The sequence below is a fragment of the Micromonospora sp. HM5-17 genome, assembly GCF_003762835.1.
Taxonomy (GTDB): domain Bacteria; phylum Actinomycetota; class Actinomycetes; order Mycobacteriales; family Micromonosporaceae; genus Plantactinospora.
This window is the reverse complement of the sequence record NZ_RJWA01000001.1, coordinates 351,154-367,667: the sequence shown is the minus strand read 5'-3', so window position 1 is coordinate 367,667 and position 16,514 is coordinate 351,154. Positions and strand designations below refer to the sequence as shown.

At 72.7% G+C, this 16,514-nt stretch carries 12 protein-coding genes; 7 read left to right on the top strand and 5 right to left on the bottom strand.

Going from position 1 to position 16,514, the window contains the following annotated elements; genetic code table 11:
- Positions 1 to 31: 31 nt before the first annotated feature.
- From EF879_RS01680 to EF879_RS01665, 4 genes are all read left to right on the top strand, one after another.
- On the top strand, positions 32 to 3,271 hold the full coding sequence (locus tag EF879_RS01680) for a UvrD-helicase domain-containing protein (RefSeq protein ID WP_123553943.1): 3,240 nt from the start codon (positions 32 to 34) through the stop codon (positions 3,269 to 3,271).
- A gap of 222 nt (positions 3,272 to 3,493) precedes the next feature.
- Positions 3,494 to 4,381: a flagellar basal body protein FliL gene (locus EF879_RS27900; protein WP_233604164.1), complete on the top strand. Its 888-nt coding sequence runs from the start codon at positions 3,494 to 3,496 to the stop codon at positions 4,379 to 4,381.
- A gap of 148 nt (positions 4,382 to 4,529) precedes the next feature.
- Positions 4,530 to 5,441 carry a hypothetical protein gene (locus EF879_RS27895; RefSeq protein WP_233604163.1) on the top strand — a complete coding sequence of 304 codons (912 nt, stop codon included), beginning with the start codon at positions 4,530 to 4,532 and terminating at the stop codon, positions 5,439 to 5,441.
- A 261-nt stretch (positions 5,442 to 5,702) separates the two neighbouring features.
- Entirely contained in the window at positions 5,703 to 6,944 is a 1,242-nt protein-coding gene (locus EF879_RS01665; RefSeq protein ID WP_123553942.1) for an ATP-binding protein, read from the top strand.
- 19 nt (positions 6,945 to 6,963) lie between these two features.
- Here the strand turns inward: EF879_RS01665 and EF879_RS01660 are convergent, their stop codons facing one another.
- Positions 6,964 to 7,503, bottom strand: a complete 540-nt coding sequence (locus tag EF879_RS01660; protein ID WP_123553940.1) for a GNAT family N-acetyltransferase — start codon at positions 7,501 to 7,503, stop codon at positions 6,964 to 6,966.
- 83 nt (positions 7,504 to 7,586) lie between these two features.
- Here EF879_RS01660 and EF879_RS01655 point away from each other — a divergent pair, with 83 nt between their 5' ends.
- Together EF879_RS01655 and EF879_RS01650 are read left to right on the top strand one after the other, a co-directional pair.
- Positions 7,587 to 8,132 (top strand): DoxX family protein, encoded by a 546-nt coding sequence (locus EF879_RS01655; protein WP_123553938.1) that lies wholly within the window; start codon positions 7,587 to 7,589, stop codon positions 8,130 to 8,132.
- 341 nt (positions 8,133 to 8,473) lie between these two features.
- Positions 8,474 to 9,919, top strand: coding sequence for a glycosyltransferase 87 family protein (locus EF879_RS01650; RefSeq protein WP_123553937.1), 1,446 nt, complete (start codon positions 8,474 to 8,476; stop codon positions 9,917 to 9,919).
- Positions 9,920 to 10,066: 147 nt separating this feature from the next.
- Here the strand turns inward: EF879_RS01650 and EF879_RS01645 are convergent, their stop codons facing one another.
- The 4 genes from EF879_RS01645 to moaC all read right to left on the bottom strand — a co-directional run bounded on the left by EF879_RS01645 (position 10,067) and on the right by moaC (position 12,858).
- The gene (locus EF879_RS01645) at positions 10,067 to 10,531 is read right to left on the bottom strand and encodes a molybdenum cofactor biosynthesis protein MoaE (RefSeq protein WP_123553935.1); all 465 of its coding nucleotides are present in this window, start codon (positions 10,529 to 10,531) and stop codon (positions 10,067 to 10,069) included.
- Positions 10,528 to 11,799 (bottom strand): molybdopterin molybdotransferase MoeA, encoded by a 1,272-nt coding sequence (locus EF879_RS01640; RefSeq protein WP_123553933.1) that lies wholly within the window; start codon positions 11,797 to 11,799, stop codon positions 10,528 to 10,530. Before EF879_RS01640 ends, EF879_RS01645 begins: the two co-directional genes overlap by 4 nt.
- Before the next feature lie 88 nt (positions 11,800 to 11,887).
- Positions 11,888 to 12,370, bottom strand: coding sequence for a molybdenum cofactor biosynthesis protein B (locus tag EF879_RS01635; RefSeq protein ID WP_123553931.1), 483 nt, complete (start codon positions 12,368 to 12,370; stop codon positions 11,888 to 11,890).
- Positions 12,367 to 12,858: a cyclic pyranopterin monophosphate synthase MoaC gene (gene moaC / locus EF879_RS01630; RefSeq protein ID WP_123553929.1), complete on the bottom strand. Its 492-nt coding sequence runs from the start codon at positions 12,856 to 12,858 to the stop codon at positions 12,367 to 12,369. Before moaC ends, EF879_RS01635 begins: the two co-directional genes overlap by 4 nt.
- Positions 12,859 to 13,863: 1,005 nt before the next feature.
- On the opposite strand from moaC, the gene EF879_RS01625 reads away from it, so the two are divergent.
- Positions 13,864 to 16,377: a bifunctional diguanylate cyclase/phosphodiesterase gene (locus EF879_RS01625; RefSeq protein ID WP_123553927.1), complete on the top strand. Its 2,514-nt coding sequence runs from the start codon at positions 13,864 to 13,866 to the stop codon at positions 16,375 to 16,377.
- Positions 16,378 to 16,514 lie beyond the last annotated feature (137 nt).

Here is a 16,514-nt window from a genome sequence, read left to right as displayed (position 1 = left end):
GGGGCGGCACCGGTCCGTGACAGGATGCGGCGTGTCTCCGTTGCGCGCCGCCACCGCTGACGGCTCTCCCAGCGTCGCCGTGCCCTTCGTCGCGGACCTGCACATCCACTCGAAGTATTCACGCGCCTGTAGCCGTGACCTCACCCTGCCGAACCTGACGTGGTGGGCGCGGCGCAAGGGCATCAGCCTCCTCGGCACCGGCGACTTCACCCATCCCGCCTGGTACGACCACCTGCGCGAGTCGCTGCGCCCGGCCGAACCCGGGCTCTACCGGCTCAGCCCCGACGCCGAACGGGAGGTCAACCGGAAGTTGCCGCCCCGGCTGGCCAGTGCGGCCGAGGCTGCCCCGATGCGGTTCATGCTCAGCGTCGAGATCTCCACCATCTACAAGCGAGGTGACCGGACCCGGAAGGTACACCACCTGATCTACCTGCCGGATCTGGACGCGGTCGCCCGGTTCAACGCCGCGCTCGGCCGGATCGGCAACCTCGGCTCGGACGGCCGCCCGATCCTCGGCCTCGACTCCCGCGACCTGCTGGAGATCACCCTGGAGGCCAGCCCCGACGGCTACCTCGTGCCGGCGCACATCTGGACCCCGTGGTTCTCGGCGCTCGGCTCGAAGTCCGGCTTCGACGCGATCGCGGACTGCTACGCCGACCTCGCCCCGCACATCTTCGCCGTCGAGACCGGGCTCTCCTCCGACCCGTCGATGAACTGGCGGGTGTCGGGTTTGGACGCGTACCGGCTGGTGTCCAACTCGGACGCGCACTCCCCGGCCGCGCTGGCCCGGGAGGCGACCCTCTTCGCCACCGACCTCGACTACTTCGCCGTCCGGGAGGCGCTCCGCACCGGGAACGGCCTGCACGGCACGATCGAGTTCTTCCCGGAGGAGGGGAAGTACCACGCCGACGGGCACCGGCTCTGCGGGGTCAACTGGCCGCCCCAGCGGACCCGCGAGGCCGGCGGACGCTGCCCCGAGTGCGGCAAGCCGCTCACCGTCGGCGTGCTGAGCCGGGTCGAGGACCTCGCCGACCGGCCGGAGGGGTACGTCCCGGCGAACGCCCCCCGGGTCATCCACCTGATCCAGCTCGCCGAGATCCTTGGCGAGGTCAACAGGGTCGGGCCGAAGTCGAAGACGGTCGAGGGGCAGCTCAACACCCTGGTCGCGGAACTCGGCGCGGAGCTCGACATCCTCACCGTCACCCCGCTCGACGACATCCGCCGGGTCGGCGGCGAACTCGTCGCCGAGGCGATCGACCGGCTGCGCCAGGGCCGGGTCCGCCGGGTGCCGGGCTACGACGGCGAGTACGGCGTCATCACGCTCTTCGAGCCGGGCGAACTGGCCGGTGCCCGGGGCGGCCAGCAGGCCGACACCCTCTTCGCGGACGCGCTCTTCGACGTACCGGCGCCACAGCCGCGACCACCGGCCGAGCCGAAACCGACGCCCCGGGCGAAGAGCACGGCGGCGGCCGCGTCGACCGAACCGGCCCCCCGACGCCGGTCGAAGGCGGCTCCGGCCGAGCCGGTCCCACCGCTGCCCCCGGCACCGTCCCCACACGAGCCGTTCGAGCCGATGCTCGCCGGCATGGAGGAGGTCGGCACCGGGCTGCTGGACCGGCTCGACGCGATGCAGCGGGTCGCCGCCTCGGCCCCGGGCGGACCGCTGCTGATCGTCGCCGGGCCGGGAACCGGCAAGACCCGCACCCTGACCCACCGGATCGCGTACCTCTGCGCCGAGCTGAACGTCTATCCGGAACACTGCCTGGCGATCACCTTCACCCGGCGGGCCGCCGAGGAGCTGCGGCAGCGCCTCGACGGGCTGCTCGGCCCGGTCGCCGAGGACGTCACCGTCGGCACCTTCCACTCGCTCGGCCTGACCATCCTGCGGGAGAACGCCGCGCTGGCCGGGCTGCCGACCGACTTCCGGATCGCCGACGACACCGAGCGGGCGACCGCCCGCGCCGAGGCCGGCGACGACGACGCGACGTACGTCAAGCTGCTCCGGGCCGCCGACCTGGTCGATCTGGACGAGCTGGTCAGCCTGCCGGTGTCGCTGCTGCGCGAGCACCCGGAGCTGGTGGAGCGCTACCGCGACCGGTGGCGTTGGATCTTCGTCGACGAGTACCAGGACGTCGACGCCACCCAGTACGAACTGCTCCGGCTGCTCAGCCCCGCCGACGGCAACCTCTGCGCGATCGGCGACCCGGACCAGGCGATCTACTCGTTCCGGGGTGCCGACGTGACGTACTTCCTGCGGTTCTCGCAGGACTTCGTCGACGCCCGGCTGGTCCGGCTGACCCGCAACTACCGCTCGTCGGCGCCGATCCTGGCCGCCGCCGTCCAGGCGATCGCGCCCTCCACCCTGGTCCGGGGCCGGCGGCTCGACCCGGCCCGGCTGGACCCGGAGGCGCCCCTGGTCGGTCGCTACCCCGCGGCCTCGGTCGCGGACGAGGCCACCTTCGTGGTCCGCACCATCGACGAACTCGTCGGCGGCCTGTCCCACCGGTCGCTGGACTCGGGACGGATCGACGGGCGTACCTCGAATGTCTCCTTCTCCGACATCGCGGTGCTCTACCGGACCGACGCGCAGGCGGCGCCGATCCTGGACGCGCTGGCGCGGGCGAACATCCCGGTGCAGAAGCGGTCGCACAACCGGCTCCGCGACCGGCCGGGCGTGGCGGCGATCGCCCGCGAGCTGCGGCACGCCGACGGGCTCGGCGGCTCGGTCGCCGCCCGGGTCCGGCTCGCCGGCCAGGTCCTCGCGCAGCGGTACGCCACCCCGACCCTCGACGCGACCGGTGCGATCAGCCCGGAGGACATCTGGTCGGCCGTGGAGGTGCTGACCCCGCTCGCCCAGCGCTGCGGCGACGACGTGGCGTCGTTCCTCGCCCAACTCGCCGCCGGCGCCGAGGTCGACGCCCTCGACCCCCGCGCCGAGGCGGTCACCCTGCTGACCCTGCACGCCGCCAAGGGGCTGGAGTTCCCGGTGGTCTTCCTGGTCGGCTGTGAGGACGGACTGCTCCCCCTGCGGCTGCCGGGTACGACGCCGACCGAGGAGGAGGTGGCGGAGGAGCGACGGCTCTTCTTCGTCGGGCTGACCCGGGCGCAGGACCGGCTCTACGTGAGCCACGTACGGCGGCGGTTGCGGCACGGCCAGGAGCGGGAGTGCGTACCGTCACCGTTCCTCGACGCGATCGACCCCGGGCTCTTCGAACGGCTCGGCGACAGCGCACCGCGCCGGCCGAAGGACCGGCAGCTCCGCCTGCTGTGAACATCGGCACGGATGTCTCGGCCGACCGGGTGGCGGCGGCCGTCGGGAGCGTCCCCTCCCGACGGCCGCCGCCACCCGTCATCCGAGGCAGAAGGCGTCCGGCGCGCTGGTTGGCGCGATTCCGGGAGGTGAGCTCATCAGGGGGTCACGCTACGGTGACCACAGCAGGCACGTGACCAGCGGGTGACGCGCCTTCAGGACGGTGGAGCAGGAGGATCCTCGATGGCGAACTACGGACCGCCGGGCGGCCCGTATCCCGGCTCGTCGCCGGAGCCCTGGCCACGACAGGACCGGGAGTCCGCCGACGAGTACGGCCAGCCCGCCGACCCGTGGAGCGGCAGCGACCAGCTCGGCGGGGACGACCGCTGGGGTGGCGCGCCGCCCTCGGTCACTCCTGCCGCGCCCGGTTCGCCGGCCGGCCACGCGTATCCGGCCGCGTCCGGCTACCCCGGCTCCACACCGGGCTATCCCGAACCGGGCGCCGGCTATCCACCGCACCGCCGGCCCGACGTGGGCTACGGCGCACCGCGGCACCCGGGCGGTCCCGTCTCGCCGCCGCCCGGCTGGACCCCGCGCGAGCCGGAGCCGATGTGGGGCTCGTCCATGGCGGACTCCACCTGGTCGACGCCGGAGCCGCTGCCGGCGCCCAGGCGCAGCGTCGGCCGGGTCGTCGCGATGGTCGCCGCCGCGTTGGTGGTCCTGGCGGCCGGTGGGGTCGCGGTCGGGTTCTACCTCGTCGGGCGGGAGAAGCCGACGACCCCGACCGTCCTGCCGAGCACCGATCCGACAAAGGACGGGGTGCCCGCGGAGGAGTCCCCCGATCCCGACCTGCCGACGCCGAGCGCCCCGGCCGCGGCACCCACCACCGACGCCCGGTTCGTCAAGACGGGGCAGTGCGTCGCGAACGAGGGCACCGCGCGACGGCCCGTGTTGGTCATCACCGAGTGCGCACCGAGGACGTACGAGGTCCTGGCCCGGTTCGACGAGCCGACGACCGGCGAGGAGGACGCGAAGGCCAAGTGCGCGGATGTGAAAAATTACACCAACTATTACTTCTTTAACAGCGACCTGGATGACCTGGACTTTGTCCTGTGTCTCAGGCAAAGATAACGGCCGCGCACCGCTCGACAGCATCGCCCACAATGTGGTGCGGAGGTCGAGGGTAGCCGCCCGTGCCGCGGGGCGCCCCGCAACTCCCTACCAACCACCCCAGGTCCCGCGTCCCAGTCGGAACGCGTGGCCGTGACCCTGGAGCATCATGTCGATCTACGGCTCCCCGAGCTCTGGCCAGCCCGAAGACCCCTACCAGCCCCCTGCTTCGGCGAGTCCGCCGGCCGGTGGCTACCCGCCACCGCCCCCCGGCAGCTACCCCACGCCGCCGGGTGGTGGCGCAGGCTACCCACCGCCGGGCGGTGGTGGCTACCCACCACCGCCGAGCAGCGGTTACCCGCCTCCGCCCAGCACCGGCTACCCGCCACCGCCCGGCGGCGCCCACCCCTCCCCGCCGGCGGGGACCGAGTGGGGCCAGCCGCCCACCAGCGGCGGTCCACAGCCGACCAGTGGCGGTCCGCAGCCGCCGACCAGCGGTGGTCCGACGCCGCCGACGTACGGCACTCCCGCCGCGCCCGGCGCGGGGCCGGGATACGGGGCCCCCGGTACGCCCGGCGCCCCCGGGACGCCCGGCGCTCCGTCCGGCGCCCCGGCTCCCCAGAAGGGCCGTGGTCTGAAGATCGGCCTCATCATCGGCGCGGTCGTCCTCGTGCTGCTCTGCGCCTGTGGGATCGGCGGCGTCGTCTGGGCCATCAACCAGTCCGACGACGGCGACCCGGAGGCGGCGCCGACCACCTCGACGTCGGCCAGCCCGTCCGCCGAGCCGAGCCCGTCGGAGGACTCCGGCTCGGACTCCGGATCGGACGACTCGGGCTCGGACGAGACCGACTTCAAGGAGGGCGACTGCCTGGTGAACGACGGCACCGACGACGATCCCGAGCTGCGGAAGGTGCCGTGCGGGCCGAACACGTACGAGGTGCTGTCGCGGATCCCGTTCACCACGGACGGCGACCGGTGCATCGAGGACCCGATCTTTGGTGACCCGGACACCGACGTGAACTACGTGTACGACGACTCGATGGACATCGGCGACTTCGTGCTCTGCCTGAAGAAGCGTTGAGTCACGCCACCCACGCAGGCCGTGACCCGTGTGCCGGGCGGAGCGCCGCGGCCGCTCCCCACGACCGGCACCCCCACGGTGCCGGGTACGGCCGGTCCGAGGTCACCAGCGGAAACTAGGGCTGTCTAGTCTGGATGCTAGACAGCCCTAGTTTTTGCTCGATGTACCCCTCGACGTACGCCGGCGCGCCGACCACGACACGCGTGGCGCGATCTACCCGTTTCTAGCCGGAGGGCTAGACGGATCGATACGGTGCGAGACGTGGATCCCGTCCGCAACCCGTACGCCCCGGGCGCCGGCCAGCGCCCGCCCGAACTCGCCGGGCGGGGCCGCGAGCTCGAGGTCTTCGACATCGTGCTGGAGCGCATCGCCCGAGGCCGCCCGGAACGCAGCCTGATGCTCACCGGGCTCCGCGGCGTCGGCAAGACCGTCCTGCTCAACACGCTCCGGTCCCAGGCCATCGGCCGGCTCTGGGGCACCGGCAAGATCGAGGCCCGGCCGGACCAGTCGATCCGCCGCCCGGTCGCCGCCGCCCTGCACATGGCGATCCGGGAGCTGGCCCCCCGGCACCGCGCCCCGGACCGGATCGACGGCTTCCTCGGCGTGCTGAAGGCGTTCGCGCTGCGCTCCGCCCCGGCGGGCCGGAGCTCCGGCGGCGCCCGGCTGCGCGACCGCTGGCAGCCGGGGATCGACGTACCGGCGGCGAGCGGACGCGCGGACTCCGGCGACATCGAGATCGACCTGGTGGAACTCTTCACCGACGCGGCGGAGGTCGCCGCGGACGTCGGCACCGGCGTCGCCCTCTTCATCGACGAGATGCAGGATCTCGGTCCGGAGGACGTCTCCGGGCTCTGTGCCGCCTGCCACGAGCTGTCCCAACTGGGTGCGCCGCTGATCGTGGTCGGTGCCGGGCTGCCGCACCTGCCGGCCGTACTCTCGGCGGCGAAGTCGTACTCGGAACGGCTCTTCCGCTACCAGCGCATCGACCGGCTGGACCGGATCGCCGCCGACCAGGCGCTCTGCGCCCCGGCCGCCCGGGAGGGCGTCGAGTACGAGCAGAAGGCCCTCGACCTGCTCTACGAGAAGTCCGGCGGCTACCCGTACTTCGTCCAGGCGTACGGCAAGGCCACCTGGGACCACGCGCCGCGCTCGCCGATCACCCCCGCCGACGTCCGGGTCGCCGCGCCGGAGGCGGAGGCCGAACTCGCGGTCGGTTTCTTCGGCTCCCGGTACGAGCGGGCGACCCCGGCGGAGCGGGAGTACATGCGGGCGATGGCCGCGCTCTCCCGGGTGGCGGGCGGCGACGGGACGGCGCCCGGCGACGACATGGATGTGGCCGTCTCCACCGCCGAGATCGCCCGGTCGCTGGGCCGCAGGCCGGCGAGCCTCTCCCCGGCCCGGGACGCCCTGATCAAGAAGGGGCTGATCTACTCCGGCGAACGCGGAACGGTGGCCTTCACCGTCCCGCACTTCGGCCGTTACCTGCGCACCCAGCCGTCCTGACCGCGACGGCGGTACACCCTCAGACCTGGGACCACGGTGGCGGATAGGCCACCTCGCCGCTCGGCACCACCGGTCGCGAGCCGTCCACCGAGGGCAGCACCAGGACCTGCCACGGATCGCCGAGCCCCGACCACGGGCCGGTCAGACCGAACCGGGCCGCGGGGATGAAGCCGAAGCGCCGGTAGTACGCGGGGTTGCCGAGCACCACCACCAGACGCTCGCCGAGTTCGGCGGCGGCGTCGAGCGCGGCCTGCACGACGTCCCGGCCGTAGCCGCGGCGCTGCCGGCCGGGGAGGACCGCCACCGGCCCGAGGGCCAGCGCGGGGATCCGGCCCGGCTGCACCCAGACCCGGCTGAGCAGGGCGTAGCCGACCACCTCGCCGTCGACCTCGGCCACCATGGACAGCTCGGGAAGCCAGGCGTCACTGCCGCGCAGCGCCTCGACGAGCCGGACCTCCGGCGGCGACCCGCCGTCCGACCGGGCGAACGCCTGGGCCACCAACCGGCGAATGTCAGGATGGTCGGCCGGCCCCTCCGGTCGCAGCCGCACAGTGGTCACACCTCGCGACGGTACCGCCACCGTGCCATCCAGTCCGTCCCTTCGCCGGGTGAAATGTGGGGCGAGCGGGTAAGACTGAACCCATGAGACCTGTCCGGGCCATCGCCCGCGCCCTGTTGAGCTCGATCTTCGTGGTCGGTGGCGCCCGTACGTTCCGCGACCCCGATTCGGTGGTCGGCCGGGCGCAGAAGGTGGCGGAACGGGTCGGCCCGGTCCTGTCCCGCGTGCACGCCGGCATCCCGACCGACGCCCGGCGCCTGGTCCGGCTCAACGCCGCCGTCCAGGTCGTCGGCGGGGTCCTGCTGGCCACCGGCCGCCTCAGCCGGCCGGCTGCCGCGGTCCTGGCCGGTTCCCTGGTGCCGACCACGCTCGCCGGGCATCCGTACTGGACGTTCGAGGATCCCGCGGAGCGCCGTGGCCATCGGATCCACTTCATGAAGAACCTCGGCCTGATCGGCGGGCTGCTGCTCGCCGCGGCCGACACCCGGGGCCGCCCGAGCCTGGGCTGGCGCACCAGCCACGCGGTGGGAAGCGGACGCCGCACGGTACGCCGGGCGGTGCGGACGGCGCGCCGGGACGCCCGGATCGCCGTCCGGGCCGCCGCGGCGGCTCGCCGGATGCCGGGCTAGTCTGTCTCGCCAGCTGTCTCCTCCGCCGCCCGACGCGGGCCCTCTTCCGCCGCTACGCGGGCCGCCGCACCGGGAGCGACGGCAGGTCCCGCCGGATCCGGAGGGATAGAGCTGCGCCGAATCACCCGATGCCGCATGCCAGACATATGCTATTTTCTCCTGACTGAGCGGCCGTGAATCACCTGAACCGCACTCCCTGCGTTAACGCGGTGGAAATGTCGCGAACCAGTGTGGGATCGGACACGGTCGCATAACGCAGGAGGCACTCGAGTGACCCACCGTTCTAGGCTCCCTGGAGGACCTGGGCGGAAGACCGACATCGGTACGGGGGTGGCCACGCCATGCCGGCGACCGTCGCGAGACGGCTAGGCCGCCTCGCCCCAGTCCGTCGCTTCGCTCGGGGGATCGACCGTCGGACGGTCGTACGGATCGGCATCGTCGCCGCCGCCTGCTACGCCTCGTGGCTCGCCATCGCTACGTTCGGACGGCCGTACACCTTCTTCGACATGGCGATCTACCACGGCGCGATGGTCTGGTGGGCGAGCGGACACGACCTTTACGCGTTCGTCGCACCCAGGACCACCCTCGGCTTCACCTACCCGCCCTTCGCCGGCCTCGTCATGCTGCCGATGGCGAAGATACCGCTCAGCCTGGCCGGCTGGCTCAACGCGATCGCCAGCGTCGCCGCGCTCACCGCCGTCCTCGCCGCGCTGCTCAGGCCGATCACCGACCGACTCGGGTGGTCGCTCGGCCTCACCCTCGGCATCGCCGTGCCGGCCGCGGTGGCGATCGAGCCGGTCCGGGAGACCCTCGGGTACGGCCAGGTCAACCTCCTGCTCTTCGGCCTCGTGATGGCCGACCTGGTGGCGTTGCGCTGGCAGAGCCGGCGGGGCGCCCGGATCCGTCCCAGCGACGGCCCGCTGCGGCGACTCTTCTTCAGCGGCGCCTGGGCCGGTGTCGGGATCGGCCTGGCCTCCTCGGTCAAGCTCACCCCGGCGCTGTTCATCGTCTACCTTGTGCTGACACGGCAGTGGCGGGCCGCGATGACGGCGATCGGCACCGCCATCGGCGTCACGGTCGGGACGTTCGCGGTCGCCAGCCGGGAGTCGACCGCCTACTTCACCTCGGTGCTCTGGCAGACCGAGCGCGTCGGCGCGGCGGACATGACGCCGAACCAGTCGCTGTCCGGCGTACTCGCCCGGCTCTACGACTCGATCGAAACGCCGACGCTGCTCTGGTTCTCGTTCGCGATGCTGCTGCTCGCCCTCGGGCTCTCCCGCGCGGCGAACGCGCACGCCGACGGCGACGAGTTGACCGCCTTCACCCTGGTCGGGCTCACCACGAACGTGATCAGCCCGATCTCCTGGTCGCATCACCTGGTCTGGGTGGTCCCGGCGATCCTGGTGCTCGCCGACACGGCGATCCGGCGCCGCTCGGCCAGCCGACTTCCGACGCACCGGCCGTCGCTCTCGGCGGCCGGCCCGGGGCTGGCCGCCGTCGGCGGGCTCCGTTCCCCGATCTGGTTCCCGGCCCTGGTCGGGCTCCGGCACGGGCTCGCCGCGGTCGGGCTCTACCTGCTCTTCCTGATCTCGCCGATCTGGCCGTACGAGCACCAGCTGCCCGAGGTCTCGCACTACCAGGACGGCTTCTTCGGCGTCCTGATGGAGAACTCCCTCGCGCTGGCGATCATCGTGCTGCTCGCCGCCCTGCCATGGCGGCCCGGCGCGGAGCCGACGTTCTACGCCGAGCAGGTCCGCTTCGAACGGCGGCTCGTCGGCCAGCCGTGACCGGCGGCGACGCGCGACGGCCCGACCGGTCGACCCGACCGCCCGCAGCGGACTGTCGACGGGGTTCGGTGGACGGGACGGCCGGACCACGACGGCCCGGACGGTGCGGGCGGGCAGCCGCGGCTCGCCGCGGGCCACGGCGAACGGTCAGGCGCAGTTGACCCACTCCTCGGTACCGTCGGCGAAGAGCTGCCGCTTCCAGACCGGCAACCGGGCCTTCACCTCGTCCACCAGTCGTGCGCAGGCCGCGAACGCGGCCGCCCGGTGCGCGGTGCTCACCGCCGCCACCAGGGCGACGTCGCCGACCTCCAGCATGCCGAGCCGGTGCGACACCGCGACCGCGTAGACGTCCGGATCGGCGGCGATCTCGGTGGCCACCTCCCGCAGCACGTCGGCGGCGCTCGGGTGCCCCTCGTACTCCAGCCGGGTCACCGCGCGCCCGTGGTCGTGGTCGCGGACCACCCCCTGGAACGAGACGACCGCGCCGGCGGCGGGGTCGGCGACCAACGCCTCGTGGGAGGCGACGTCCAGCGGCTCGACGACGACCGCGGCGTGCACCCGGAGCCCGGGTGCGGCGCCGGGGTCGGTGACCTGCTCGGCGTCGACGCTCATCGTGGTCCTCTCTGGACGCGCTCGTCCGGCAGCAGGGGCAGCGGCACGACGGGCACCCGGTTCCCGGGCTCGCCGCGGGTGCCGGGGGCGATCACGGCGAACCCGTCGGCCTGGGCGAGCCCCCGCAGCATCGCCGAGCCGACGTGCCGGACCGGATGGGCGGTGCGCTGGACCGGGTCGACCCGGACCAGGGCCAGGTGGGTGTACTCACCGCGCCCCGGCACCGGCTCGGCCAGCGTCGCCCGGGGTAGCTCGGGCATCGATCGGCCGCGCAGCCCGGCGAGAAGCGGGGCGACCAGCGAGACGATCGCGACGATCGCCGACTGCGGGTTCCCGGGCAGGCCGGCGACGAACCGGGTACGCCCGTCCGCCCCGGTCACCCGCGCCAGCAGCATCGGAAACCCCGGCCGGACGGCGACGGTGTTGACGACGTACGCGGCGCCGAGTTCGGCGAGCGCCGGATGGAGGTGATCCACCGGACCGTGCATGGTGCCCCCGGTGGTGCAGACCAGATCGGCCTGCTCCAGTGCCTGGCGCAGCGCGGCGACGTGCGCGTCGAGGGTGTCGGCCACCGGGCCGACGACGTCCGCGGCGGTGCAGACGCAGCCGTAGCGGCGTAGCCAGCCGGGAACGGCCGGGCCGAGTGCGTCGCGGACCCGGCCCGCGCCGGGGCGGCCGGCGGTCAGCAGCTCGTCACCGAAGACGATCAGCGCGGCCCGGGGCGCGCGGCGCACCCGCAGCGTGTCGTAGCCGCAGGAGGCGGCGAGCCCGATCACCCCGGGGTCGACCGGGGTCCCGGCGGGGAGAAGTTCCTCTCCGGCGTACGCCTCCTCGCCTGGGCTGCGCCACTCCGGGGTGGCCCGCAGCGTCCCGGTCACCAGCCCGTCGGCGGTCCGGGTCGACTCCTCGACCCGGAGCACCCCGGTCGCGCCCGCCGGAACCATCGCACCGGTGGCGATCTCGACGGTCGTGCCGTCCTCGGTCAGCGGTGGCGGGGTGCCGCCGGCCAGGACCCGGCCGACGATCCGCCATGGACCGGCGCCCCGGACGGCCCAACCGTCCACGCTGGAGGTGGGGAAGGCCGGCAGGTCGGTGAGGGTGGTCAGCGGCTCGGCCAGGGTCTGACCGTCGGCCTCGGCCAGCGGCACCTCCACCGGCTCGCCGGCGGCGGCGCGACCGGCGTCGTACGCCCGGGCGCGGGCTTCCGTCCAGGCCAGCGTGACCGGCGCGGCCTGCGGGTCGGCGGTGACGGCGGCGTCCGTGCTCATGCCGGCCCTTCGGTCCTCTCGTCCAGACACCTCACGTTCACCGTCCGAGCCTATCCTCGGGGGACGACCGCCGGCGGGTGAGTTCGGTTCAGTCAGTCCGGGGATGGTCACCGCCGCGCAGTTGGTCGATGGCGTGCTCGAGGATCGGGCCGAGGACGGCGAGCCCGTCGCGGGCTCCGCCGGTCGAGCCGGGAAGGTTGACCACCAGGGTCCGGCCGAGCACTCCGGCCACGCCCCGGGAGAGGACGGCGGTCGGCACCCTGTCCCGGCTGTGCGCCCGGATCGCCTCGGCGATGCCGGGAATCTCGTAGTCGAGGAGGGCGCGGGTGACGTCGGGGGTACGGTCGTTCGGGTTGATGCCGGTGCCGCCGCTGGTCAGCACCACGTCGACCCCGTCCGCCGCGGCCCGGCGCAGCTCCTCGCCGACCGGGTCGCCGTCCGGCACCACGACCGGCGGGTCGACCTGGCAGCCGAGTTCGGTCAGGCCGGCGACCAGCAGCGGGCCGCTGGTGTCGGCGTACACCCCGGCGGCCGCCCGGTTGGAGGCCACCACGACCCGGGCCCGGATCACGGCCGGTCCGCCGGTCGGGTCCAGTCGCCGCTCTTGCCGCCTTCCTTGCGCAGCACGCGTACCCCCTCGATCGAGGCCGCCGGGTCGACGGCCTTCACCATGTCGACCAGTGCGAGCCCGGCGGTGGCGACGGCGGTCAGCGCCTCCATCTCGACGCCGGTCCGGTCCGCGGTCCGGACCGTCGCGGTGATCTCGACGGTGTCGGTGCCGAGTTCCAGGTCGACGGTGACGCCGTGCAGGGCGATCGGGTGGCAGAGCGGGATCAGGTCGGGGGTGCGCTTGGCGCCCATGATGCCGGCGAGCCGGGCGACGGCGAGTGCGTCGCCCTTCGGCAGCCCGTCCCGACGCAACAGCTCGACCACCTCGGCGGTGGTACACAGTCGACCGGCGGCGACGGCGCGGCGCGCCGAGACCGACTTGGCGGAGACGTCCACCATCCGGGCGGCGCCACCGGCGTCGACGTGGGTGAGACGCGCGGGCTCGGTCACGCCCGCGAGCCTACCGACCGGCGGGTGTCGACCGGTGGGGTGCCCGGTGGCTGGTCGATGGTGTGGCCGGCCGCCGACGTGCCGCCAGGGTCGGCTGGTGCCGTTCCCGCCCGGGGCCGGCCGGTGGAACGCCGGCCGATGCCGTGCCCGCTCGGCCGCTCGGTGGGGTGCCGGCCCGATGTCGGAAAAGGCACGCAGGTCGTGGTGCGGGGCAGCGTACGGGCGCGATGGCATTGGAGTCGGGGCACCGGGAGTCAGATCGTGATGATCAAATAATCAAGAGTCCCGGTGTCGCCCCGGGCGGCACGCCGGATCGGACCCGCGATGTTGACCGACCACGAGACACATGCATTTACTGACGTCATTATCTCGTCATGGTGGACAACATCACGCCAAGCTGCAACTTCTGCCACCATCTCCCGAAACATCATGCTTTGCCAGCAGCGACCCACGCACCGTCACTCGATCGACACGGGACGAGTTCTGGCAGGTCATCCGATGGCGTTCACCCGGCGGTCACCCCGACACTCACGCAATCCGAGTGGAGTACATCACATCGCAGACGACACCGCGAACGCCCGGCGCTTCATCCGATGGAATCCCTCGCGGAAGGAGATCAGTCTTCCGGAGCGGCCCCCGAGCGAGTATCCCGGAGTGAAGCCCCTCCACGCCCCCAACCGCATGGGGAAGACCGTGATCACCGCACTGAGTCCCCATTTATGGACAGAGGGTAACGAATCAGTCGGTAGTTGACTAATACTGCGCATACCGACATTTATTGTCGCCAAGCATGCCGTACTTCCCCTACGATTCCCTCATCGCCCACGCGATAGACAGCTAAGGATCATTCCCGTCATTCCGGAAGAGAAAAGTTCTCGGCAAATCGAGAGGAGAAAGCGGCCATGCGGTCCAACGACTGGCACTGAGGTTTATGGGTCACCACACTCCGCGTTCGAGTTGCTACCGTTACGGACCACAAGGGTTCAGTGACGTTGAGGAACCGACGTGAGACAGCGAAACGACAACGAGACCGATCAGCGGCTGGTGCCGCTCCTCGGTCTCGTCGCTGTTTCTGCGGCGATCGCCGCCGTGCTGTCCGTGCTGGCCACTCCCCAACCACCCGACTCGCCCGGGGAGCTGGGGCTGCTGGTGGCGCTGGTCGTGTCGATCGCGGTGAGCGCCAGCGTGCGGGCTCCGATCCGGATCCGGTCGACAACCCACGCCATCACCTGGAACGACACGGCGATCGTGATCGGCGTCGCCGTGGCACCCACCTCCTGGGTGGTGCTCTGCACCGGGGTCAGTCTGGCCATCTCGAGCCGGATACACCGGTCGCCGCTCAACAAGACGGTATTCAACATCAGCAAGAACATGCTCGTCGCCGCCGCGGCGGGGACCACCCTGACCGCCGTCGCCCCGGCGTGGCCACCCGACGGGCTCGGCCCGATGATCGGCCCGGTCGCCCTGGCCTTCACCGTCGCGGCGCTGGTCGACGAGATCGTCGCGATCCCGGTGATCGCGATAGCGAGCCGGCAGAAGGTCCGCCGGCAGTTCACCGCCCACTGGGATCTCCGGCTCGTCGGTTATCTGGTGCGGTTCGTCGTCGCGGTCCTCACCCTGATGCTGGTCCAGCACGACCCGCGGCTGCTCGTGGCGGTGCCCCCGCTGGCGCTGAGTCTGCACCTCGCGTACTCGACGCGGGTCCGGGCACGCGCCGAACGTGAGGCCTGGCAGCGACTCGCCCACACCACCGACGCGCTCAACGTCGTCGACCTCGACACCGTCCTGCACACCGCCGTGGCCGAGGCCGCGAACCTCTTCTCGGCCGACGAGGTCGAGGTGGAGCTGCAGGAGACCGGACGCACGGTACGCGGCACCAGCGAGACCATCACGTACGACGGCACCGACCGGCGTCCCTCGAGCACCACCGGCACCGTCATCCCGGTGCCCCTCAAGGGGTACGACGACAGCGCCGTCGGGACGCTACGGCTCCGCTTCGACGGGCCGGTGAGGCTCTCCGAACGAGAGCAGTACACCCTGCGTACCTTCGCCTCGGCACTCTGCACCGCGGTCCGCAACGCCTCGGCGTACGCCGAACTCAACCGGGCCGCGGAGGAACACGCCCACGCGGCCCGGCACGACGCGCTGACCGGCCTGGCCAACCGACGCCACCTGCTCGACCGCGGTACGGAGCAGCTCGGCCAGCGCCGTACCGAGGGGGTCATCGCCCTCCTGCTGATCGACCTCAACCACTTCAAGGAGGTCAACGACACCCTCGGCCACACCGCCGGCGACCGGGTCCTGGTCCAGGTCGCCGAACGGCTGCGTGGAGCGGTCCGCGGCGAGGACCTGGTGGCCCGGCTCGGCGGTGACGAGTTCGCCGTCCTCTTCCACGCGCTCCCGGCTCCGGCGGTCGCGGCGCACCGCGCCGAGGCCCTGCTCAACGCCCTACACGAGCCGATCGAGCTGGACGGCATGCGGATCAACGTCGAGGCCAGCGGCGGCATCGCGGTCGCCCCGAGCAGTGGTGGGATGACCGAGCTGCTACGCCGCGCCGACGTCGCGATGTACCAGGCCAAACGGACCGGACGTCGGATCGCCACGTACACGGCGGCCCGGGACACCGCCGACCTCGGGCGGCTGGCGCTCGGCGGCGACCTGCGCCGGGCGGTCGCCGAGCACGAGTTCACGGTCACGTTCCAACCCATCGTGGACCTCGGCACCGGCGAGGTGCTGGCGGCCGAGGCGCTGGCCCGGTGGAAGCACCCCGCGCGGGGCACCATCGACCCGTTCCGGTTCCTGGAGACGGTCGAACGCTCCGGCCTGCTGCCGGCGTTCGCCGAGGCGGTCCTCGACCAGTCACTGCTCGCCGTCCGGACCTGGCGGGAAGCCGGTTTCGACCTGCCGGTCGCGGTCAACGTCTCACCGCGCAGCCTGCTCGACGCCCGGTTCCCGGGATCCGTACTCGCCCGGCTGCGCGCCCACGACCTCCCCCCGCACCGGCTCGTCCTGGAACTCACCGAGACGCTGGCCCTCAGCCAGCTCGAGGTGGTCGACCAGGTGCTCGGTCAACTCCGGGACGCGGGAATCCGCCTCGCCCTCGACGACTTCGGCACCGGCTACTCGTCGCTGTCGGTGCTGTCCCGGATTCCCGTCCACGAACTGAAGATCGACCGGGGATTCGTCGCCGCCATGGAGACCTCGACGGAGGCCGCGGCCGTGATCCGGTCCACCGTCGACCTCGGCCGCAGCCTCGACCTGATGGTGGTGGCCGAGGGGGTGGAGAGCGAACCACAACGGCGCGCGCTGTGGGAGCTCGGCTGCGCGGCCGGCCAGGGCCACCTCTTCGCCCGGCCGATGTCCGCCAGCCGGCTCCTCTCCGCGCTCCAGCAGGGCGCCGAGGGGCGCCCCGGCACGCTGGCGCCCGCCCTGCACGACGCCGGGGCCGTCGTCCGGCTGTCTCCCGGACGTCGACCGGGGCCACGGCGCGCGGAACGTCTGCCACACTTGCCCGCGTGAGCGCTGGCGACAATTCAGGACCCGCCGCCCGACGCCGGGCGGTCGCATCCGGACGAGAGTCCGCCCGACCGGAGGCCACCGGAGGAGGGGCCACCCCGCCGGAGACCGCCGCACGAGAGTCCACCTCACCGGCCAAG

What these genes read in the sequence shown, in the direction of transcription:
- EF879_RS27900 (WP_233604164.1), top strand. Translation starts at nt 3,494, where the DNA reads ATGGCGAACTACGGACCGCCGGGCGGCCCGTATCCCGGCTCGTCGCCG.
- EF879_RS27895 (WP_233604163.1), top strand. Translation starts at nt 4,530, where the DNA reads ATGTCGATCTACGGCTCCCCGAGCTCTGGCCAGCCCGAAGACCCCTAC.
- EF879_RS01655 (WP_123553938.1), top strand. Translation starts at nt 7,587, where the DNA reads ATGAGACCTGTCCGGGCCATCGCCCGCGCCCTGTTGAGCTCGATCTTC.
- EF879_RS01650 (WP_123553937.1), top strand. Translation starts at nt 8,474, where the DNA reads ATGCCGGCGACCGTCGCGAGACGGCTAGGCCGCCTCGCCCCAGTCCGT.
- EF879_RS01645 (WP_123553935.1), bottom strand. Translation starts at nt 10,531, where the DNA reads ATGAGCGTCGACGCCGAGCAGGTCACCGACCCCGGCGCCGCACCCGGG.
- EF879_RS01640 (WP_123553933.1), bottom strand. Translation starts at nt 11,799, where the DNA reads ATGAGCACGGACGCCGCCGTCACCGCCGACCCGCAGGCCGCGCCGGTC.